A 20,833-nucleotide genomic window follows, 5' to 3' on the forward strand; every position below is an offset into this window, starting at 1 on the left:
GCCCGCGCCCACGACGCCGGCCGCGGCCGTGCCGGCCGGGTGCGGCGGCGCCGGCTCCGGTCGAGTCCGTCGCCTCGCTCCGGGCCCCTGTCCTGGGCTCCCGTGGTCCGTGCGGGTCCTGCGGGGGCGGAGCGAGGTGCCCCCGGCAGGCTGGAGCGCCGCGCAGGGTCCGACGCGGGTGCGACGCCGTGGCCGGGCCACGGGGGCGGCAAGAGAACGAAAGTCCGGCGGATGCCGACGGCCCGCCCGATGCGTGTGGAGGTCCGGTGAAGGCCGGGCGACTGGATGCGCGCGCAGTCGCGCCGCCGCGAACCGGAGGGCCGGCAGGGAGGGAAGCCGGACCGCCGCCCGGTACCCGCCATGTGTCCGGAATTCGGATGCGACCGTCCTGCCACAGGTGCCGAGCGCGACGCCGGCATTCCCCGTCGGTCGACCGGTGAAGAGCTTGGCGTATTCATTGCCCTCCCTGAATACCCCATCGAAGGAAACGCAAAAAGCGGAATCCGGCGGAGGGTGCTCCGTTTTCCGGGCGATGCGGCACGTCCTGCTGTTTCCGTATCGACGCCTGCACGGCTCTCGCGTGCGAGGACACACGCCGGGCGGCGTCCGGTGGTGGTGGCGGTGCCGGGTCGGCCGCGGAATCCGCAGCCGCCGCGCCGTCGGGACGGAGATCGACCGCGGAAAACGCTTTCGCCCGCGCAGACTTCCCTCGCGGCTTTTCCCGGATCGGTCCGATTGGCGCGAACGCTCCTTGATGCTGCCGCGCGCCTGGAAGACCTTTGATTGCCGCCGGCCGCCGGTCGGTGCGAAAAGCTTCGAGAAAGGACCTTCATGAAGTCGACTGTCGCCATGCGTAAGAAGGCCGGTTCCAAGAAGATCGCGGTGCGCCGCACCGGTGACGTGCGCCTGACGTCGGCCGCGTGTCAGTGCCCGTACTCCGTGCAGGCCTGATCGCCTCGCATGACCGGGTCCGGGTGCGCCGACTGTCGGCGCACCCGGACCCTCCGTCCGGTATTCCGAGGCCCGTTGAGGAGGTCCCGTGGCCGGTGACGGCCTCGTATTCCACGACCTGAGTTTCGTTCCCGAAGGCGACGACGTGGTGGTCGGGCGTCTCGACACCGGTTCCTATGCGGTGTTTCCCCCCGACGGCGCCGAGTTGTTGCAGCAACTTGTCGGAGGAATGCCCCTTGATGCCGCTCCGGAATGGTACGAAAGCCGATTCGGGGAAGACGTCGATCTCGACGATTTCGTCTCCACCCTGCTCGACCTGGGTTTCGTCAGCGAGGGCGACCGGAACCGGCAGCCGGCTCCCGTGCCGCCGGAGGTCCGCTGGCGCGGAGCGGGGAAAGCCGCGTTCTCCGCACCGGCCTGGGCACTCTACGCCACGCTGGTCGGCGCCTGGGCCTGGGCCGCCGCCGCGCGACCGGACCTGGCCCCACGCCCCGGGCAGATCTTCTTCACGCACTCCCTGCTGGTGGTGCAACTCGTCGTCACCCTCGGCCAGGTCCCGCTCCTGCTGCTGCACGAGGGATGCCACATTCTCGCCGGACGGCGCCTCGGCCTGCCCACCCGGCTGACCGTCAGCAACCGCCTCACCTACATCGTCGCCGAGACCCGGATCAACGGTCTGCTCAGCGTCCCCAGAGCCAGGCGCTACCTCCCGTTCCTCGCGGGCATGGTGGGCGACGGCGTCGTGTTCGCCGCGCTCGGCCTCGTCGCCGACCTGACCCGGAACGCCGACGGATCGTTCTCCTTCGCGGGCCGCCTCTGCCTCGCGCTGGCCTTCACCGTCGCCGTCCGCGTGCTGTGGCAGTTCCAGCTCTACCTGCGCACCGATCTGTACTACGTGGCGGCCACCGCCTGGAACTGCCACGACCTCCACGACGCCGGCATGGCCCTGGTGAAGAACCGCCTGTGGCGTCTGCTGGGCCGCCCCGGTCGTCTGGTCGACGAGGAGCAGTGGACGGCACGCGACCGCCGGATCGGGGCGTACTACGGGCCGTTCATCGTCCTGGGCTACGGCGCGTTCGCGGCCATCACCGTCCTCGTCAGCGTCCCCGTCACGGCCACGTACGTGCGCATCGCCGCGCGGGCCCTGGACTCCGGCCACGTGGACACCGCGTTCTGGGACGCCGTGCTGTCCCTGTGCATGAACGCGGCACAGATCGCCGCTCTGCTCGTGCTGTCCCGGAGGAAGCGCCGGGAGAAGGCCGCCGCGCACCCCACCCCGTCCCCCGCACCGGAGGTCGAACTCGCATGACGGGCCATCTGCTGATCACGGGAGCCGGGCGGGGCGACCGCCTGCGCGCCGTCGCGGCACACACCGGCCAGGCCCTCGTGGTCCGCTGCCACCGGCGGCTGCGCGGCCCGTACACCGGCGTGGACACGGTACTGCGCGCCCTGCTGCCCGAGGCCCACCGGCGCTGGCCGGACCTGGTGGAGGAGCATCGCGTGGCCCTCCTGTACGGCATGCCGGAACTGGCCCACATCATCGGACCGCCGCCGCGCACCCTCGCCGACGACGCCCCGTACGAGGAACGCACCCGCTTCTTCGGCGCGGGCTGGGTCCGCTGCATGAGCCAGGGCATCGTCGGCTTCCTGCTGGAGCACACCCGGCGCGTCCGGCGGTCCACGCCCTTCGAGATCGTCTTCGAGGAGGCGCACGCGGCCGAGGAGACCACCCAGGAGCTGATCGCCCTGCTGCTGCGCCGGGCGGACCCCCGGGTGCTGCGTGTCGTCGTCTCCGCCGGCGCCGCCCCGCTCTCCGCCGAACTCCGGGACGCCCTCGCCGACGTCGACGTACGGCCCGCCCCGAGCGACGGCGAGCCGCCCGCGGACACACGCACCGACGCCGAACGGGCCGCCCAATACGTCGCGGGCGACTGCACCGACGAGGACCCCCGCACCGTGGACGCGTACACGCGGACCGACCCCCGCACCCGAGCCCTCCTCCACGACCGGCGCGCCGACTCCCTGGAGCAGACGGCCACCTGGGGCATCCGCATGGGCGCCCTCGCCCATCACCGGGAACACGGCGGCGACCCCGCCGGGGCCGGCCGGACCGCCCTGCTGGCCGCCCAGCGCCATGCCGTGGCCACCGGCTTCTCCGCCGCCGTGGTCGACCTCGGGCTGCGCGGCCGGGCGCTGAGCGACCCCGCCGTCCACCAGCACGACTACTGGGAGTTCACCCGCGAGGCGGCGGCGGCCTGCATCCCGGTCGGACGCCTCGAACAGTCCATGGAGCTGTACCTCGGCCTGCTGCGCCGCTTCACCGACCCCAAGATCCACATGATGACGAGCTACGCCGTGGCGATGCTGCACACCCGCTTCCTGAACCCCCGCGACCACGAACTCGCCGTGCAGTGGCAGCACAACGCCGTCGCCATCGCGGGCATCCTCCCGGACCCGGCCGAGCGGCTGACGTACAGCGTCTTCCACGACAACGGCCTGGCCCTGGTCGAGATGCACCGGGGCAACCTCCACCGGGCCCTGGACCTGGTGGAGTCGTGCATCGCCCGACTCGACGAGAAGCTCGACGACGGGCAGTGGGCGCTCCACCGCTCCCAACTGCTCTACAACCGTGCCCGCCTGCTGGTCGCGCTGGGCCGGCCCGACGAGGCGCACGCCGACTACTCCCAACTCGTCGACCTGGACCCCTACTACACGGACTACCTGTCGGAGCGGGCCCGGATCTCGCGGGACCGCGGCGACTACACCGAAGCCCTCGCCGACTACGACCGAGCGGTCCGGCTCGCCCCGCCGTTCCCCGAACTGCACTACAACCGGGGTACCGCCCGCGCACAGACAGGCGACCACGCCGGAGCCCTGTCCGACTTCTCGCTCGTCCTGGAGATGGAGCCGCACGATCTCGCCGCCCGCGTCGCGCGAGCCGAACTGCTGCTGGAGGAAGGCGACGCCGACGCGGCCGAGGCCGACGCGGACACCGGGCTGCGCCTGCACCCGGGAGAACTCCAACTCCTCTGCCTGAAGGGCACGATCCTGCTCCAGCGGGGACGACTGGACGCAGCTCTGGCCGTGTTCGACCGCGTCCTCGGCGAGGACGCGCGCTATCCCGCCGCCCTGGTCAACCGGGCCGTCGTCCACTTCGAGCAGGCGCGCCCCGGCCGGGCCGTCGAGGACCTGACCGGCGCGCTCGAAGCAGTCGGCGACGATCCCGACCTCCTGCTCAACCGGGGGCTCGCGCACCTGGCCGCCGGACGCCCGGACCTGGCCGGGGAGGACTTCGACCGGGCCCTGCTGCTGCCGGACGCCGACACCGCCGAACTCCTGGCCCAGCGACGCCGGTGCGGCGCCGCCGACGCCCGGTGAGCCGGGTCTCCGGCGCCGGTACTCCGCGTTCCGGGCGGCTGGGGCCCGCGCGCGCAGCGGGCGCCGGCGCCGCGGCCGGCGCGGCGCACGGCCGCCCGTCCGCGGACCGGCCGCCCGTTCCCCGGGGCGGTCGGGCAGACTCGACGGCATGGATGTCCGTGGTGAAGGCGGGTCGGCGTTCCGGCGGCACGCTCGGGTGCCGGCGGGTGTGCTGATCGCGGCCTGCCTGCTGTTCGGCGGCCCCGCCGCCCCGAAGGGCTCGCCGTTCGCCGGGCTCGGGACGGGCGTCCGCACCACTCACGTCGTGGCGAACCGGGTCATGACCTGGAACCTCTGCAATCCCTGCGGGCGCGGCGACGTGGGCCGGGCGGCGGAGATCGCCGCGTACGCACCCCAGGTCGTCGGGGTCCAGGAGGCGTGCGTGCGGGACGTCGAGGGCATCCGGGACCACCTGGAGCGCCTCTTCGGGCTGACCTACGAGGTCGAGTACGGCACCGTGCTGCGCAGTTGGGGCCGTTGCGGCGGCCCGCCGTGGAGTCCCGGAGGCTACGGTGAGGCGATCCTGTCGGCCGCGCCGATGACGGACGTCGACGCCCGGGAGTATCCGGACGGCGGATCGGAGGACCGCGGGTACCTGGCGGTCACGACCACGGTGGACGGCCGGTCCGTGCGCGTGGTCAACACCCACCTCGCCGAACGGCGGCAGGAGGCGGTGCGCGCCCACCAGGTCGACGTGCTCGCCGCGGTGCTGTCCCGGTACGACCGCTTCGTCGTCCTCGGTGACTTCAACGCCGTGCCGTGGGCTCCGGAACTCGCACCCCTGTGGGCCCTGGCCGAGGACGCCGATCCCGGGTGCGGCCCCTCGCCCGCTGAAGCCTGCCGGCCGACCACGGACTGGGGGAGCACGTTCGACTACGTCTTCCTGCGCGGAGTCGCCGCGAGCGGCCGGAGTGTGCGTCCGTCCGACCGGTCCGACCACCATCTGGTGTACGCGGACCTGGACACCGAGCCGTCGGCCGAGCGGTGAACCGTCCTGCCCCGTACGGGCTTTCGGCCTGGTGAGCCGGCCTCCGCGGCGAGGCTGCGAGGCCGGAGCGAGGCGGGCCGACGGGCGCGGGCGGACGCGTTCGGGCCTGCCCCGGTGGAACGCGCTCGGCGGGCTCCACCGGGGCAGACCCGGCTCTCCGCCGCGCGGTCCGGCCCCGGAGCCGCCCGCGCGGGCCGGGCGGCGTTCCTGCCGAGTGGGCGGGTCTGCCGGACCGGCGGAGAGCCGGCCCGGCAGACCCGCCGGCGGTACGGGACTAGCCGCGCCCGCCGGACCGCTGGGCGAGCGCGTCGCGGTCCTCGTCCGGGACCGGCCCGGACTCGCCCGCCTCCGCGCCCGTGCCGGCCGGTGCAGCGACGGCCCGGTCGGCGTGGCCCGGCCACCAGGCCGCGTGGCCGATCAGGGCGGTGAGGCTGGGCGTGAAGAACATCGCCATCACGAAGGCGGCGACCGCGATGCCGAACGAGACCGCGAATCCCATCTCGGTGAGCAGCGCGTTGCCCGCCAGCATCATCGTGGCGAAGGTCGCCGCGAGGATGAAACCGGCCGCGGCCACGGTCGGCCCGGCGTGCCGCAGTGCCATCCCCGCCGCCTCACGGGGATCGCGGCCCTCGCGGGCCTCCTCGCGGAGCCGGGCGATCATGAGGATGTTGTAGTCGGTGCCGATGGCGACCACGAACAGGTACATGATCACCGGCAGCATGAACATCAGGCCCGAGTGGCCCTGCCCGTTCTGGAAGATCCAGACGGTCGCTCCGAGCGTGGCGCCGAACCCGAGGCCCACGGAGGCCATGAGGTAGAGCGGCGCGACCACGCTGCGCAGCAGGAGACCGAGGATGACCATGATGAGGATGGCGGCCACCGGGAAGACCGTCCGGTAGTCGTGGTTGACGGCCGCGTCGATGTCCTTGTAGATCGACGACATGCCGCCGACGACGGCTTCGGTGCCCTCCGGCGCGTCGGAGTGCGCGACGTCCCGCACCCGGCCCACCGTCTCGATGGCCCGGTCGGTCGACGCCTCGTACTTGAGCGTGACCGTGAAGTCGGCCGTCGTGCCGTCCTTGTTGACCTGGGTCATGCCCGCGCTGGCCACCCCGTCCACGGCGCCGAGGCGCTTCGCGTACGCCGGGAAGGCGGACTTGTCCAGGGGCTTGCCGTCCGTGCTCGACAGGTAGACGTCCGTGGGCGCGGCGGCCCCGGCGGAGTACGCCTTCTGCATCTCGTCCTGGACGACCATCGACTCCTTGGTCTTCGGCATGGCGCCCGAGGCCAGGTCGAACGTGGCGTTGTAGCCGAACACGCCGAGCGAGAGCGCGACCAGGACGAGGCCGGAGAGCGCGGCGGTCAGGGCGGGGCGGCTCCGCACCCCGCGGCCGAGGGCGGCGAACCGGGCGTTCTCCGGTTCGCGCTGCCACGACTTCGACGGCCAGAAGACCTTCGGTCCGATGAGCGAGACCACGGCGGGAACGAGGGTCAGTCCGGCCACCAGGGTGACGCCGACCGCGATGGCGAGCGCGGGGCCCATCTGCTTGAGGAAGCCCAGCGTCGAGAGGACCAGCGCAAGGAACGCGATGATGACGGCTCCGGCGGCCGAGGCGATGGCCTCACCGACCCGGCCCACCGCGTCGATCATCGCCTGCTTCGGCTCGTCCCCGGCCCGCAGGCGTTCGCGGTAACGGAACATCAGGAAGAGGAAGTAGTCCGTGCCCACACCGAACAGGACCACGATCAGGATCGAGGAGACCGAACTGTTGGCCTGGAGGTCGAACAGCTTCGTGGCGTAGGCGATCAGCCCGTTGGCGATGGCCGACACGATCCCGATGAGGATCAGCGGGAGCACGGCGAGGATGGGCGCCCGGAAGATGATCAGCATGGTCACGAGGATGATCAGGAAGGTGCCGATCCCGATCAGCGCCTGGCCTCGTTCGGACGAGTCCTGTTGGTCCAGCGCCTGTGCGGCGGACCCGCCGAGCTTGACGTCGAGGTTCGTGCCCTTGGCCAGTTCCTTGACGTCGTCGCGCAGGACCTTGGCCGCGTCCGCCTGCTTGGGCTGGCCCGCGTTCTTGCTGTCCATCTGGACCAGGGTCAGGTCGTACCGGCCGTCCTTGGAGGGCTGACCGGGGACGACCTTCTGCACTTCGTCGATCTTCTTCTTGCCCAGCTCGTCGGTGATCCGGGCGACGTCCTTCTTGTCGGCGGCGGTGAGCTTGCCGCCGTCCGTGCGCTGGTAGAGGGCGATCGCGGACGGGGTGAAGGCGCCCGGGAACGCCTCCGCCTGGAGTTCCGCCGCTTTGATGGACTCGTAACTCTTGGGCAGGAAACTGCTCTCGTCGCTGTTCGATGGCAGGCTCGGCGCCGTGGCGACGATCGCCACCGCCGCGATGAGCCATGCCACGATCGTCCAGACGGGATGTCGGACGACGGTGGTACCAATACGTCGGAACATGCGGGGGGTCCTCCTGGACAGGAAGATCACCGCCTCCCGGGGAGCGGACCCCGGCATCGGCGACCCTGACCGGCCCTTCCAAGGGACCGGTCGCATCGTTGTCTTGGGCTCTGATCGTAGTGACCGCACCCCTGGTGTGCCGCACCGGCTCAAGCCCGGCTCGAGAACGGCGCGAGTCCCGCGGAGGAGGCCGCGCCCGGCCATCGCACGCCCGGCCGGCGCCGCCGTCGGGCGGACGCGGTCGGCTCTCCGCACCGGTGGCGTTCCTCTCGCGGGCCGGGGGCTCCCGGTCCGGTCGGCGGTGCGCGCCGGACTTGTCAGGAGCCGGCGGCGATCCGCTCCCTGACGTAGGTGACGAGCGCCGCCGCCACCCGTGTGCGGTCCGGTTCCGACAGGTCCTCGTAGGCGGCGGAGACCGTCATCCACTCGTTGAAGACCGGCCCCTCGGTGGTGAGCAGCCAGTCCACGCACAGGTAGTCCGCGTCCACGCCCACCGCGAGTCGCTCGCTGAGCGCGCGGACCCGGTCGTCCCCGTCGAAGGAGGCGCCGGAGCCTCCCTCGCTCACGTTGGCGAGGTAGGAGCCCTCCTTGGGCCGCCGCAGCATGACGGCGATCGCCCGTCCCCGGTGCACGTAGACGCGTACGTCCCCCTCGTTCTCCCGGAACGGCTGTACCACCGCGCCCAGCGCCGCCGGGGTGAGCAGGTCCACCGCCGCGGTCAGCTGCTCGCCGTCACCGGCCTTCAGCACGCCGAAGCCCATGGCCATGGCGCGCGGCTTCACGATGTACGGCCCCTCGCCCAGTTCCCGCCGGACCACCGGCAGGACCCGGCGCGCGTACCGTCCGAAGGGCACCGCGACCGTCGGCGGTACGGGGACGCCGAGCGCGGCCGCCGCGTGGCACATGGCGAGCTTGTCCGATCCCAGCGACTCGGGGTCCCGGATGCCGTCGTTGAGGAGCACCCGTCCGGCCGCCCGGATGGTGCGGGTGACCGCCTGGACATGGCGGCCGATCCCGGCGTCCCACGTCCAGTCCGACAGCAGGAAGGCGTGACCGCCGTCGAGCAGGTCCTCCTCGTCCAGGTACAGCCGCGGTCCGCCCCCGGACCAGGCGGGCACGAGATCCCCGGAGTGCACGACCCGGACGGGCAGGCCGCTGCTCTCGAAGAGGTTCACGCGATCGGAGCCCTCCTTCTGCAACAACTGGTGGCGCCGCGGATCGTAGTTGTCCGGATTGGTGATCCACACGATCGCCGGAGCGCCGGGGGCGTCGTTCGCGGAGCGTGCGGGAGTCGAGGGGCGGGTGTCGGTCACGGCGGGCTTCCGTTCGTCGGGCGGACGGGGCGAGGGCCGGGCGGTGCAGCCGGGCCCGGTCGGTGCGCTCGGGTGGGGTGATGCGATGGGACGGTGCGGGGCGGCCGGCCCGGTCAGGTGGCCGTCAGGGGTTCGCCGACCGGGGGGCCGGCCGGCAGGTTCCGCATCCGGCGCAGCGGGGACAGGAACAGCCACAGGAAGGCGAGCGAGGTACCGGCCGCTCCGGTCAGCACGGCCCCCCGCGCCCCGAACACCTCGGCCAGCACGCCCCCGCAGAGACTTCCGACGGGGCGTGCCCCCCAGGCGAAGAAGCGGACGGTCGCGTTGACCCTGCCCAGCCGGTCCGACGGTACGGCCCGCTGACGGAAGCTCACCTGGGCCACGTTGTAGACGACCAGCGCCGCCCCGAGCCCGAACAGCGCGACACTGACGAGCGCGAGCCGCCACCCGGGCTGGACGAGCGCGGCGAGCAGGGTGAGCGGGGCGCCGCAGGCGACGCTGTACTTCACCGCCGTCGCGTCGCCCACCGCGTCGATGATCCGGCGGACCACCAGCGTCGCGAGGACGCCGCCCAGGCTGCCGGCCGTGAGCAGCAGGCCGACGGTGGTGGCGGGTACGGCCAGGTCGCGGGCGAGCAGGACGAGCAGCATCGCGTAGGACATGCTCCAGAACAGGGTCAGCGTCGTGGAGCACAGCACGATGGGCCGCAGCAGCGCGTCCCGCGTCACCAGCCGCACCCCCTCGGCGATCCCCTTCAGCAGGCGGGGGCGGTCCGTGCGCGACGGTGCCGGTTCCGGACGGCGGATCAGCGCGACGCACAGCGCGGACCACACGTACCCGAACGCCGTCGCGACGATCGCGAGCGGGGCGGTCGCCCACTGGACGAGCAGGCCGCCCGCGCTGGGACCGACCACGCCGGCCACCTCCTCCACTCCGGTCAGCCGGGCGTTGGCCGTGACGAGGCGGTCGGCACCGACCACGTGCGGCAGGTAGCTCTGTTCGGCGACGTCGAAGAAGACGGTCAGGACACCGGTGACGAGGGCCACCGCGCACAGGTGGAGCACGTCGAGGGTGCCGAGGCTCCAGGCCACCGGAATGCTGCCCAGAGCGACGGCGCGGCCGAGATCGCAGACGACCATCACCGTCCGCTTGCGCATCCGGTCCACCCAGACGCCCGCCGGCAGGCCGACGACGAGGAACGCCGCCGTCTGGCAGGCGGCGACGGCGCTCACCTCGAAGGCCGAGGCGTGCAACGTGGTGGTGGCGAGGAGGGGCATCGCCAGCCCGAGGAGGCGGAAACCGAGCTGGCTCAGCGCCTGGGCGGTCAACAGCAGGCGCAGGGCGCCCACTTCGCCCGCGCCGGCCGTGGAACGGGGTAATCCGACCATCACCAGGCCTCTCCGGAGGACGCGGCCCCGTGCCGTCACGGGTTCGCGGTGCTGCGCACGCCGAGAGCGGGGCCCGGAGGCGACGGGCTCCCGGGCAGCGGTCGCCGCGCCCCGGGTCCCGCCGGGAGCGCGACGACGCTAGAGGCGGCACGGTTCTGCCGCAAGCGGCCGAGAGACGACAAAGAGCGCACGGAGAGACGCCCCGCGAGCCACCGGAGAGGGGCCGACGGTCGGTGCGTCCTCTCCCTCGTCTCCCTCGTCCCGTGACACGCCCGCGGCTGCCGGGAGGCCCCACGCCTCCCTCTGGCGCGGCGGCCGACCGGACGTCCCCATCGGTTTTTCGCCGATTTCGGCCGACGAACGATGACGATGGCGGAGACGTCCCAGCCGTGGCATCCGGACGCTTGCGCCCCGGAGGACGCTGACCTACGTTGTCCTCGCCGCCGCTCCGCGGGCGACGGCACGACCACCCTTCAAGCGGTTCGCACCGCCCCGCACCCTCCTGATCCCGGCCCTCCCGCCGTGTGCCGGTGCGGCGTTCGGCCCGGCGCCCGCCGCCGCACCTCCGGTCCACCTCACTCCCCGTCCCGTGCCGCCGTGCTGTGCCAGGAGACCGCCATGCAGATCCCGGACACGGGCTTGGACGTGCGCCCCGACGCGCCGCGACACACGAACGCCGGTGTGCGAGAGGCGGCGGACGGGGGAGTGCGGGGACACACGGACCTGGACGCGGCGCCGCGCACCGGCCCGGACCCGCGTCGAAGCACGGTCCCGGACAGGGACGTCCGGACCGCCGGACACGTCGACCCCGCAGCGGAGTCGCCGCGTCCGGCCGGCGCGCCCACCGCCCCTCCCGGCCTGCCCGCGCTTCCCCCGCGGCTTCACACGGTCCCGAGGGCGGCGGACCTGCCCCGCCCGGCCTGGGACCGCCTCGCCGGCCCCGACGGCGCCTACCTCGCCACGCGCTGGCTCGACGTCGCGGAGGACACCTCCGGGGCGGTCATGCGCTACCTGACACTCACCGACGACGAGGGCCTGGCCGGCGGGCTCGCCACCGCCGTCGCCGACGCGGACGCGCCCTGGCTCGCGGGCCGCACCGACACCGTGTTGCGGCGGTCCGCCCAGGAGGGCCTGCCGGGCGCGCGAGAGCTGGCCGCCTCGCTGCCCACCGACCTCACCACCGCGCTGCTGCCCGGACTCGTCTGCGGGGGCCGCCACCTCGGACGCACCACCCTGCTGGACCGCGACGGCCGGGGCGGCACCGGCGAGCGACTGGTGTCCGCGGCCGAGGAGCTGGCGGAGCAGGAAGGGCTGCGCAGCGTCGCGTTCCTCCACGTGGACGAGCACGACACCTCGCTGCGCGGCCTGCTCACCCGACGCGGCTACCGCTTCTTCCACTCCGAGGACTACCACTGGCTCCCCGTGCCGCGCGGCGGCTTCCCGGAGTACGCCGCCGGGTTCAGCGCCCACCGTCGCCGCCGGATCGGCGCCGAACGCCGTGCCGTGCGCGACGCGGGCGTCCGGATCACGACGGCGCCGCTCGACCCCGCGGACATTCCGCGCTGCGCGGAGCTGGAGACGACCCTGCTCGGCAAGTACGGGATGACCGCCTGGACGCCCGAGCGCTCGGCCGCCATCCTGCGCAGGGCGCACGCCGCCTGTGGCCCGGACGCGCTGGCGGCGACCGCCCGGCTCGACGGCGACGTCATCGGATTCGCGCTGATCCTGGTCCACCGGGATCGCTGGTTCGCGCACCGCGCCGGCTTCGACTACGCAGCCCAGCGGGGCCTGCCGCTCTACTTCGAGCTGCTCTTCTACCACCTCGTCGAGGCCGCCGCCCGGGCCGGCGCCGCCGTCATCCACTACGGCACCGGCAGCGGTAGCGCCAAGTCCTCGCGCGGCTGCCTGGGTTCGGCCCAGTACACCTATCTGCTGACCTGACCCGGGCGCCCGCCCGGCGCGCGGTGCGCGACCCGGCTCTCCCCGCGACGGCCTGCTCGGACGGCTGTCGCCGGACGCGGTCCACCACGGTTCCTCCGCGCCCGGCGCGAGTACGCCGGAGCATGGAATGACGCGAGGATGCGGAGCGCTCGGGAAGCGTGGTCGAGCGGCCTGAGGAGAGGCGTCGGCAGGACCGGCCGGGGGCGTCGGATTCCGGCGGTTCGGGGGCTTCCCCACCACCCGCCGAGCACGCCGCCGGCGACCTCGGCGCATCAGGCGAGGACTTGTTCCTCGGAAGCCGCCTCCCGGAAGGCGCGACGGGCCACGAAACGCCGGTGCCCGCCGGCTCGGGGTTTGGCAGGATGGAGCGATGGAACAGCCTCTTGACGTGCCCGAAGTCGCCGTCCGTGGTGGGCGCGCCCTGCGCCCGTGGCGGCTCTCGGACCTTCCCCTGGTCCAGGAAGCCTCCCAGGACGACTACATCCCGCTCATCACCACCGTGCCGTCGCCCTGTTCCGAGGCGGACGGTCTCGCGTTCATCGAGCGCCAGTGGAGCCGGGCGACGACGCGGGCCGGCTACACCTTCGTCGTCGTGGAGTCCGACGGCCGGCCGGTCGGGCAAGTGGGCCTCTGGCTGCGGGACGTGGCGCAGGGCCGCGCCTCGCTGGGCTACTGGGTCGTCGCGTCGGCACGCGGCCGGGGCACCGCTCGCGCCGCCGTCGAGGCGGTCTCCGACTGGGCGTCGGGCACGCTGGAGATCCCCCGTCTCGAACTGTGGGTGGAGCCCGGCAACACGGCTTCGGTGCGCACCGCCGAAGGCGCGGGCTTCGCCCGCGAGGGACTGCTGAGGAGCTGGCAGCAGATCGGCGGTGAACGCAAGGACATGCTCATGTACGCCCGGATCAACGACGGGCTCGGCGGCGGGCGATGACCCCGGCCGCGAAGGCGGCCTCGCCCCGAGCGGCAGTCCCGCGTGGACCGCTCGCACGCCCCGGCAGCGGACGGGACCGGCCGTCGCGGCCACCACGCCCGGGCAATCCGGGCCTGCCATCGCGTTCCCCGCGACCGGGGCGACGGTCAGGTTCCCGGAGCGGGCCGGACGGTGAGGATCTGCTCGGCGCGTCCCACCGGGCCCGCTGTGTCGTGCAGCACCGTGCTGGTGATCCCCTGACCCGTCGGGCCGAAGGCGACGGTCGTGTCGAGGCCCGTCCAGGGCCCACGCGGCCGGCGGTGCAGGTGGACGGTCAGGTCGACGTTGGGGAACATCCACGCCGAGGGCGACTCCCGGACGGCGATGCCGTTGGCCGTGTCGACGAGGGCGAGATAGGAGGCGAGGGGGCCTACCCGGACACCGGCGACCAGGTCGAGCGGGGTCGACACCCAGGCGGTCGTGCGGCCGGGGCGGGGTGGGGCGAGCGGTCGGACGTCCAGGGAGGCGATGTAGCCCCCCGGCCAGACGTCGGACATCGGCCACGGGGAGAGCGACTCCGGGGGAGCCAGGGACGCTTCGGGGTCTCCCGCCACGGCGGAGGTGTCCGCGGCGGCGAGGCACCAGGCGCGGGCGCGCACGACCGGCCGGCCGGCGATCCGCACCACCGCTTCGAGGAGTTCGATGGTCCGTCCCGGCCGGACGGTCTCGACGTCGATCCTGCACTCGTCGAGAGCCAGCCGGCCCAGGATGTCGTAGCTGAGCCGGGCGAGAACGAGCCCGCGGTCGGGGCCGGCCGCCCGGTGCTCGTCGATGGCGTGAGCGATCAGCCCGCCCAGCGGACTGAAGTGCTGTTCCCCGGTGTCCCAGGCGCCGCTCGCGTGCTTCGTCGGCTGGTAGCGGTGGTCTCCGACGGCTTCGAAGTAGCTGTCCCGGGGGTCGGTCGGCACGGACAAGAGATGGAACTCCCTGGACGAGAAGCATGCCGTCGCCACGAGGCCGCGGCCCCCGTCGGCCACCCTGAAATCCCACGGCGGCCGGACGATCGGTCGAACAGAGAAACCGTACAGGCCGCGCCCGGAGCCGACGGTTGGGGTCCGCGCGCTGCCTTGCTCGTCGGCCGAGCGCGGGAGCGTCCCGCGACGCGGGCCACGGACGGCCGCGCGTGGTGCCTCACCCTGACCGCGTGGCCGGGGACCGCACGCCGAACCACTGCTCGGCGCCGTATGCCTGGTACCGCTCGACCTCGACGAAGCCCAGCTTCGCCGCGAGGCGCAGCGAACGCTCGTTGGCCGTCTGGGTGGTGAGCACCACCGGTTCGCCGGGCAGGGCATCGGCGCACCAGCCGAGTGCCGCCGCGCACGCCTCCCGGGCGTATCCCCGCCCCCACGTCCGGGGCAGGAACATGTAGCCGAGTTCCGCTTCGGACGCCCCGGGACGGAGGTGAACGGGGTGCTCCGGATCGCGTCGGTCGAAGGTGACGATCCCGGTCATCGCGTCGTCGACGTCGGCGACGAAGAGACCGGGGCGCCGTCGGGGTGTCGCGGGCACCGACCGTTCCATCGCGTCACGCGGACGCGGGCCGCCGATGTAGGCGCATACCTCCGGGGACGTGAACAACTCGACGATCGCCGCCCGGTCCCGTGCCTCCGGCTCCCGGAGCAGCAGTCTCTCGGTCCTGATCGGAGCGGGTGGCCAGGCGACGGGTCCGAAGGCGGGCATGCGGCCAGCCAATCACCCGCACCGGGGGCGATCAAGGCGTGCGGGCCCTGAGCGGGGGCATGAACCGCCGTGCGGGGCGCGGCGATCCTCAGGCGACCAGGTCGTAGATGCTGTGTCCCATCAGCCACAGGCCGAGGAGCAGTGACAGGGTGACGACCAACTGCTCCTGGTGCTGCTCCATCCACGTCCGCAGGGCGCTCAGGCGGGCGTCGGCGGCGGTGGGCGCCCAGACCGTGTACATCTCCATGGCGATCAGCGTGCTCGTGGCCAGCAGGCAGTAGCCGGTCAGCGCCAGCCAGTCGGTCAGCGTGGAGAGGTCCGCGTCGACGGCGGTCGCCGCCCCGGCGCCGACCATGGCCCAGGGCTGGAGCATCCACGCCAGACCGGCCGCCGTGACGAGGGACGCGTTGTCGATCCGCGCCGACCAGCGTGGCGGTCCGTGCGGGCGAGGTGGCCGGCGGTGCCGGTGCGCTCCGTACAGCACGAGCGCCACGCCGATGGCGAGTTTGGCGGCGACCGCCGCGGTGGAGGGTGCGCTGTGCCGGTCCGGGGGCTGACCGCCGGTCAGCAGCACCACGCAGGCGATCACCACGACCAGGTTGGCCAACCACGACAGCAGGTACACCAGCCCCAGCCGCACACCGCGGCGCGCCGACAGCAGGAGGATGAAGGCGCTGTTGTGCAGGGGCCCCAGCGTGATGGCCGCACCGATCACGAGCAGGTCGAGGACCATCGGACAGATCGCTCCCGGATGTCGGGGCCGTCCGCCGCGCGTCCGTGCGGAGGGGCCCTGCGGCGGAGCCGGACGATGCCGGTGTGGTGATGTATGCCGACTTTGCAGGGGGTGCCCCCGCAGGTCAAGCAGGCCCCCGTCCGTGTCCTGGCCCCCACCGGGCAGCTCGCTTGCCTACCGCTCCGCTTCCGGTACCCGGGCCGATCCGGTCGGCGCGGCCGGCGCTGCCGGCGGAGGGACGCCCGCGACGTCGAAGTAGCCGCCGACGCCGGTGACGGCGAAGAGGCGCCGTGGCACCGGGCGCAGTTCGCCGCCGAGGTGCAGCGAGCCGCCGTCGGCCCGCAGCAGGCGTTGCAGGTCGAGCAGCAGATGCAGCAGGGAGGAGTCCGCGAAGTCGAGTGCGCTCAGGTCCACGAGGGTCGGTTCCCGCGTGTGCGGAAGGGCGAGCAGCCGGACGCGCAGGGTGGGCATGTCCTGCCAGTCCACGCTGCCCGCAAGCCGGATGACCCGTCTGCCGAGGGCGCGGGTGACGGTGACGTGGTAGGCCGCTTCAGGAGTTCGTCCGGCTCCGGTAGGGGTCTGCGACTGGGTCATGGTGCTCTGCCCGCACGGCAGTGCGCGGGCCGGTCCCTTCGGGTGCTTCTGGGGTGAGGCCGACTTCCTCGGAGGTCCGAGGGCGGCCGGTCCGGCGGGTCGGCTGAGGACGAGGGGAGGCGGGTGGTCCGCGTGACGTTCCTTCAGCACGGATGCGACACCGCATGCAGCGGGCCGGCGTCCGGTGTCCGACGGCCGGCTGGGTGTGCCGCGAGCGAGGTCCGTACGGCGGTCCGGGCTTCCCGCGGAGGGCGGACGGCGGGCGGCTCGGGAGGCGTACCGTCCTCGGCCCGATCGGCACGGCGGCCGTCGCGAGCCCGTGACGGGGTGGCCGACGCCTCGGTGTACACATGGCTGTCCGACCTCCCGGCCCACGCGTGCAGTCCTCACCCGCAGTTTCGGGCCAAATTCCCCGATACCCCGCCGCTCGGATCGTAGGGTCACCTGATCGGATGGACTGGGACGCCTTCTCGAACGGGAGCCCGGGCTGCGGGCCGGGAGACGCGTACCCGTCGGGCCGCCCTTCCGGCGGTACCGAACCGCGGTTCGGCGAGGGGTCGTTCGAGGGCCTGACCGGCGGCTTCGCACTGAGGCGGGAGCTCGTGCAGAGGTGATCGATCACCGAACGGCCGCAGCAAGGTAACGGCTTGAACCGCACACGCCAAGATCATGGCATTCGGTCAGAGTGGCTGATTCGATGGACCCCAACACCTACTTGAATCCCTGGGGGACGAGAAATGCACTGGTACGTAGACGTTCTGAAGAAGTACGCCGTGTTCAGCGGTCGCGCCCGCCGGCAGGAATACTGGATGTTCTTCCTGTTCAACCTGATCATCGCCATCGTGCTGGCGATCCTGGGCCGGGCCATGGGCACGAGCATCCTGAGCGGCCTCTACTCGCTCGCGGTCCTGCTTCCGGGCCTCGGCGTCGCCGTGCGCCGGCTGCACGACACGGACCGCTCGGGGTGGTGGATCCTCATCGGCCTGATCCCCCTGGTCGGCGCGATCATCCTCATCGTCTTCCTCGCCAGTGAGGGCAAGCGGGAGCCGAACCAGTACGGCCCCAACCCGAAGCTCGCGCCGGCCGTCTGAGCCGACGCATCGCCCGAACGCCACGAGAAGGCCCGCCGGAATCGCCCGGCGGGCCTTCTCGCTGTCTGAGCCCGGCATTCCGCACGGACCCCGCCTCGACCAGGCTTTGACGTCCCGTCCCGGACCCGGCGTGCCCGCCCCAACCGCGCCCGGTCCCCATCGGCACCCGTTCGAGGGACGGCCCGCGAGACGGCCGTCCACGGTGCCGGGGAACCACGCGCAGGTGCGCTCTGCCGGGTACCCCTGCCCTCGCTGACCCGCCCGCCCCCCTTACGTCCTGTTCCTGAAGGGGAGGTGTGCTCTACAGTCCTGCGCGGGAAAGATGAGGCAACGAGGCGCAGACGACGAGGTGACGGTGTGCGAAGCCATCTGAGGGCCGGCAAGGTGCTTTCCTTCGACGCGGCCAGGGGGTCCGGGCTCATCGCGCCCTACGGCGGCGACGAGGACGTGCCCTTCCAGGCCCAGTCCGTGCGGTTCGTCGACCACCTGACGCAGGGACAGACCGTCATCTACGCCGTCGAGCACGCGGACGCCGGCGCACGCGCGGTCGAGGTGCGTCCGGCGTAGCCGGCGCCGCCGGGCCGAGACCCCCGTGCGCGTGCGGCGCCGGGGGCGTCGGCTTCCGGCGCCCGCGCCGGCCCGCGGGTCGGGCCCGCGAGCCAAGCCGGCGACCCGGGCCGGTCAGGGCAGGATCTCGACGTACCCGTCCGCGCCGTGGACGCGGATGCGCTGCCCGTCCCTGATGTGCCGGGTCGCCCGGTCCACCCCCACGACCGCGGGGAGGCCGTACTCCCGGGCGATCACGGCGCCGTGGGTCATCAGGCCGCCCACCTCCGTGACCAGACCCGCGATGCCCACGAACAGGGGGGACCAGCTGGGGTCCGTGAACGCCGTGACCAGGATGTCGCCCGCCGCGAGATCCGCGTCGGCCAGGTCGAGGACCACGCGGGCCCTGCCCTCGACGGTGCCGGACGAGACGGGCAGACCGACCAGGGCGCCGGGCGGCACGTCGGCGCGCCGGTAGGTCCCGGTGACGGCCTCCCCGTCGGAGGTGAGCACCCGGGGCGGCCGGAGGTCCTGGTGGGAACGGAAGGCCTGCCGGCGCCGCCGGACGAGTCGCCGGTCCAGCCGGTGCGAACGGGACACCTCGTGGAGCTCTCCGAAGGTGAGGTAGAAGATGTCGTCCCGCTCGGCCAGCACGCCCGCCCCCACGAGTCGGTCGGCCTCCGCCAGCAGGGCCCGCTTGTAGACGAAGGAGCGGCTGATGATGCCGTACTTCGGATACTCCCGATAGCCGATGAAGGTGCGGACACGCTCGATCATCCGGGCGGTCTCCTCGGCCTTGCGTTCGCCGTCCGGCAGCGCGCGCAGGCGCGACAGCACCTCCCGTGCCTTCTCCTCGGCCTTCCGCCGCCCCCGCTCGAAGCGCTGTTCGGCGGCCCCCGGTTCGAAGTTCCGCACGTGGTCCAGGATCACCGGAACCAGCGTGTCGGGGCGCTCGCGCCACCGCGGTCTCGTGATGTCGATCTCGCCGACGCACCGCATGCCGTACCGGTCGAGGTAGCCCTCGATCGCGTCCCGTGCCTCCGCGCCGCCCGGCACCTTCACCAGTCCGTCGAGGAAGGACGCGTCCGTGGCGGACTGGAGAAAGCGCACCACGTCAGGCCGCTCGCGGACCACGTCGGCGACGTCGAGCAGCGCGAGTCCCATCTCCGAGGTGATGTTGCCGGGCGCGGACAGCGTCAGCGTGTCGGCCGCGTTCTTCTCGCCGAGCCACTGCGCCAGATGGTCGTTGAGCCACCATGTCGCCTCCATCCCCGCCATGATCGCCTGCATGCTCAGCGGGTCGCCGAGGACGCGTTTGTGCTCCTCGAAGGCGTCCAGCAGGAACGCGAACAAGGCCGGTCCGGTCTTCGCCCGGATGTCCCGCTCCAGGGCGGCGACCGATGCCCGGCTGCGTTCGACCAACGCGTCCACGACGGCCGGATCGGTCGCGATCGCCGGGGCGGCGGGGCCGGCGGGCGGAGTCCCGGGCTGCGGGTCGGGCAGCGACGGGACGAAACCGTCGTCCTCCAGCACCGTCTCCAGCGCGTCCCGGACCAGCGGATCGCCTCGCCCCATGAGGTCCAGGAGAGCGGCGCGGCCCGCGGGCGGGCCCAGCCGCCGCGTCACGTCGACGAAGAGCCGCCCGCCGGCCTCCACCATCGGTGCCATGGCCGTCAGCTGCCACATCGACAGTCCGAGCGGCCGCATGGCGTCGGTCATCATCTGCTGATGGCCGACGGACACGTACACGTGGTTCTCCCCGTCGGGCGCCGCGGGCACGGGGAAGAGCGTGGTGACGGGCCGGCTCTGCACGATGTGGAAGTCGCCGCCGGACAGGCACCATTCGATGTCCTGCGGGGTCCCGAAGTGCGCCTCGATGCGGCGCCCGAGCGCCACGAGCCGAAGGACCTGTGCATCCGTCAGCGCCGGTCGGTTCCGCCGGTGCGCCGCGACCTCCTCCTCCCGTGTGCCGCCGGACGGCCGGGCCCGCAGGGCACGCTCCTTGACGGCGACGGCCCGGTCCACGATCTCGCCGTCGCGGACCCGGAAGACGTCCGGGTTCACCAGGCCGGAGACCAGGGCCTCGCCGAGGCCGTAACCGGCGTCCACGGTCGCGACCCTGCGGTTGCCGCTCACCGGGTCCGCGGTGAACAGGACGCCGGCCGCCTGCGGCACCACCATGCGCTGCACGACCACCGCCATGCGGACCGCGCGGTGGTCGATGCCGTTGCGTCGGCGGTAGGTCACGGCCCGCTCGGTGAACAGCGAGGCCCAGCAGCGGCCGACGTGCCGAAGGATCTCCGCCGGGCCCACCACGTTGAGGTACGTGTCCTGCTGGCCGGCGAAGGATGCCGTCGGCAGGTCCTCCGCCGTCGCGCTGGACCGGACGGCGCAAGGAGTCCGCTCGCCGAGCCCGGCGAGCGCGCCGGTGACGGCCTCCGCGATCTCGCCGGGGACGACGACCCCCTCCACCGCCCGGCGCACCTGCCGGCTCAGGGTGCGGACGGCCTCCCGGTCACCCGGTGCCGTGCGGTCGAGCCGGTCGAGCAGCTCCTCGATCCGCGCCTCCGCCATGATCCGCAGGTAGGCGTCGGTCGTCACGCAGAAGCCGTCCGGCACCGCGACGCCGTCGAGGCGCGTCAGCTCGCCCAGGTGCGCGGCCTTGCCGCCGACGGCGAAGACCTGGCTGTCGTCCGCCTCGCGAAGATCCCGCACGAACGGACCCATCAGGGTGCCACCTCCGCCGCCTGCGTGCTC

15 protein-coding genes are annotated in these 20,833 nt (G+C 73.1%); 7 read left to right on the forward strand and 8 right to left on the reverse strand.

The features are described 5' to 3' along the window. The first annotated feature begins 1,039 nt into the window (after window positions 1-1,039). The 3 genes from ACGFS9_RS08655 (at window position 1,040) to ACGFS9_RS08665 (ending at window position 5,356) form a co-directional block, all read left to right on the forward strand. The gene (locus tag ACGFS9_RS08655; protein ID WP_393251605.1) at window positions 1,040-2,260 is read left to right on the forward strand and encodes a hypothetical protein; all 1,221 of its coding nucleotides are present in this window, start codon (window positions 1,040-1,042) and stop codon (window positions 2,258-2,260) included. Beyond that, a complete protein-coding gene (locus ACGFS9_RS08660; protein ID WP_393251606.1) occupies window positions 2,257-4,329 on the forward strand; it encodes a tetratricopeptide repeat protein in 2,073 nt (690 codons plus the stop codon). Before ACGFS9_RS08655 ends, ACGFS9_RS08660 begins: the two co-directional genes overlap by 4 nt. A gap of 148 nt (window positions 4,330-4,477) precedes the next feature. Then, window positions 4,478-5,356: an endonuclease/exonuclease/phosphatase family protein gene (locus ACGFS9_RS08665; RefSeq protein ID WP_393251607.1), complete on the forward strand. Its 879-nt coding sequence runs from the start codon at window positions 4,478-4,480 to the stop codon at window positions 5,354-5,356. 274 nt (window positions 5,357-5,630) lie between these two features. On the opposite strand, the gene ACGFS9_RS08670 is transcribed toward ACGFS9_RS08665, so the two are convergent. The 3 genes from ACGFS9_RS08670 to ACGFS9_RS08680 form a co-directional block, all read right to left on the reverse strand. Beyond that, window positions 5,631-7,820, reverse strand: coding sequence for an MMPL family transporter (locus ACGFS9_RS08670; protein ID WP_393251608.1), 2,190 nt, complete (start codon window positions 7,818-7,820; stop codon window positions 5,631-5,633). A 317-nt stretch (window positions 7,821-8,137) separates the two neighbouring features. Further along, window positions 8,138-9,133, reverse strand: coding sequence for a RimK family alpha-L-glutamate ligase (locus ACGFS9_RS08675; protein ID WP_393251609.1), 996 nt, complete (start codon window positions 9,131-9,133; stop codon window positions 8,138-8,140). Between the two features lie 113 nt (window positions 9,134-9,246). Continuing rightward, a complete protein-coding gene (locus ACGFS9_RS08680) occupies window positions 9,247-10,521 on the reverse strand; it encodes an MFS transporter (RefSeq protein WP_393251610.1) in 1,275 nt (424 codons plus the stop codon). A 618-nt stretch (window positions 10,522-11,139) separates the two neighbouring features. On the opposite strand from ACGFS9_RS08680, the gene ACGFS9_RS08685 reads away from it, so the two are divergent. After that, window positions 11,140-12,462 (forward strand): GNAT family N-acetyltransferase, encoded by a 1,323-nt coding sequence (locus tag ACGFS9_RS08685; protein ID WP_393251611.1) that lies wholly within the window; start codon window positions 11,140-11,142, stop codon window positions 12,460-12,462. Window positions 12,463-12,832: 370 nt separating this feature from the next. Continuing rightward, a complete protein-coding gene (locus ACGFS9_RS08690; RefSeq protein ID WP_393251612.1) occupies window positions 12,833-13,393 on the forward strand; it encodes a GNAT family N-acetyltransferase in 561 nt (186 codons plus the stop codon). A 146-nt stretch (window positions 13,394-13,539) separates the two neighbouring features. Here ACGFS9_RS08690 and ACGFS9_RS08695 read toward each other — a convergent pair whose 3' ends face one another. From ACGFS9_RS08695 to ACGFS9_RS08710, 4 genes are all read right to left on the reverse strand, one after another. Next, entirely contained in the window at window positions 13,540-14,346 is an 807-nt protein-coding gene (locus ACGFS9_RS08695; RefSeq protein WP_393251613.1) for a thioesterase family protein, read from the reverse strand. A gap of 217 nt (window positions 14,347-14,563) precedes the next feature. Beyond that, entirely contained in the window at window positions 14,564-15,112 is a 549-nt protein-coding gene (locus ACGFS9_RS08700; RefSeq protein WP_393251614.1) for a GNAT family N-acetyltransferase, read from the reverse strand. An 88-nt stretch (window positions 15,113-15,200) separates the two neighbouring features. After that, entirely contained in the window at window positions 15,201-15,845 is a 645-nt protein-coding gene (locus tag ACGFS9_RS08705; RefSeq protein WP_393251615.1) for a GAP family protein, read from the reverse strand. A 174-nt stretch (window positions 15,846-16,019) separates the two neighbouring features. After that, window positions 16,020-16,439, reverse strand: a complete 420-nt coding sequence (locus tag ACGFS9_RS08710; RefSeq protein ID WP_393251616.1) for an STAS domain-containing protein — start codon at window positions 16,437-16,439, stop codon at window positions 16,020-16,022. Window positions 16,440-17,176: 737 nt separating this feature from the next. Between ACGFS9_RS08710 and ACGFS9_RS08715 the strand changes: the two genes are divergently transcribed. Next, window positions 17,177-17,530, forward strand: a complete 354-nt coding sequence (locus ACGFS9_RS08715) for a DUF805 domain-containing protein (RefSeq protein WP_393251617.1) — start codon at window positions 17,177-17,179, stop codon at window positions 17,528-17,530. Window positions 17,531-17,887: 357 nt separating this feature from the next. Next, a complete protein-coding gene (locus ACGFS9_RS08720; RefSeq protein ID WP_393251618.1) occupies window positions 17,888-18,097 on the forward strand; it encodes a cold-shock protein in 210 nt (69 codons plus the stop codon). Window positions 18,098-18,211: 114 nt separating this feature from the next. On the opposite strand, the gene rph is transcribed toward ACGFS9_RS08720, so the two are convergent. Beyond that, window positions 18,212-20,803 (reverse strand): rifamycin-inactivating phosphotransferase, encoded by a 2,592-nt coding sequence (gene rph, locus ACGFS9_RS08725; RefSeq protein ID WP_393251619.1) that lies wholly within the window; start codon window positions 20,801-20,803, stop codon window positions 18,212-18,214. Between the last annotated feature and the right edge of the window lie 30 nt (window positions 20,804-20,833).

The organism is Streptomyces sp. NPDC048566, from assembly GCF_043199735.1.
Taxonomy (GTDB): Bacteria; Actinomycetota; Actinomycetes; order Streptomycetales; family Streptomycetaceae; genus Streptomyces.

What these genes read in the sequence shown, in the direction of transcription:
- ACGFS9_RS08665 (WP_393251607.1), top strand. Translation starts at nt 4,478, where the DNA reads ATGGATGTCCGTGGTGAAGGCGGGTCGGCGTTCCGGCGGCACGCTCGG.
- ACGFS9_RS08700 (WP_393251614.1), bottom strand. Translation starts at nt 15,112, where the DNA reads ATGCCCGCCTTCGGACCCGTCGCCTGGCCACCCGCTCCGATCAGGACC.
- rph (WP_393251619.1), bottom strand. Translation starts at nt 20,803, where the DNA reads ATGGGTCCGTTCGTGCGGGATCTTCGCGAGGCGGACGACAGCCAGGTC.
- ACGFS9_RS08705 (WP_393251615.1), bottom strand. Translation starts at nt 15,845, where the DNA reads ATGGTCCTCGACCTGCTCGTGATCGGTGCGGCCATCACGCTGGGGCCC.
- ACGFS9_RS08670 (WP_393251608.1), bottom strand. Translation starts at nt 7,820, where the DNA reads ATGTTCCGACGTATTGGTACCACCGTCGTCCGACATCCCGTCTGGACG.
- ACGFS9_RS08715 (WP_393251617.1), top strand. Translation starts at nt 17,177, where the DNA reads ATGCACTGGTACGTAGACGTTCTGAAGAAGTACGCCGTGTTCAGCGGT.
- ACGFS9_RS08680 (WP_393251610.1), bottom strand. Translation starts at nt 10,521, where the DNA reads ATGGTCGGATTACCCCGTTCCACGGCCGGCGCGGGCGAAGTGGGCGCC.
- ACGFS9_RS08660 (WP_393251606.1), top strand. Translation starts at nt 2,257, where the DNA reads ATGACGGGCCATCTGCTGATCACGGGAGCCGGGCGGGGCGACCGCCTG.
- ACGFS9_RS08690 (WP_393251612.1), top strand. Translation starts at nt 12,833, where the DNA reads ATGGAACAGCCTCTTGACGTGCCCGAAGTCGCCGTCCGTGGTGGGCGC.
- ACGFS9_RS08685 (WP_393251611.1), top strand. Translation starts at nt 11,140, where the DNA reads ATGCAGATCCCGGACACGGGCTTGGACGTGCGCCCCGACGCGCCGCGA.
- ACGFS9_RS08710 (WP_393251616.1), bottom strand. Translation starts at nt 16,439, where the DNA reads ATGACCCAGTCGCAGACCCCTACCGGAGCCGGACGAACTCCTGAAGCG.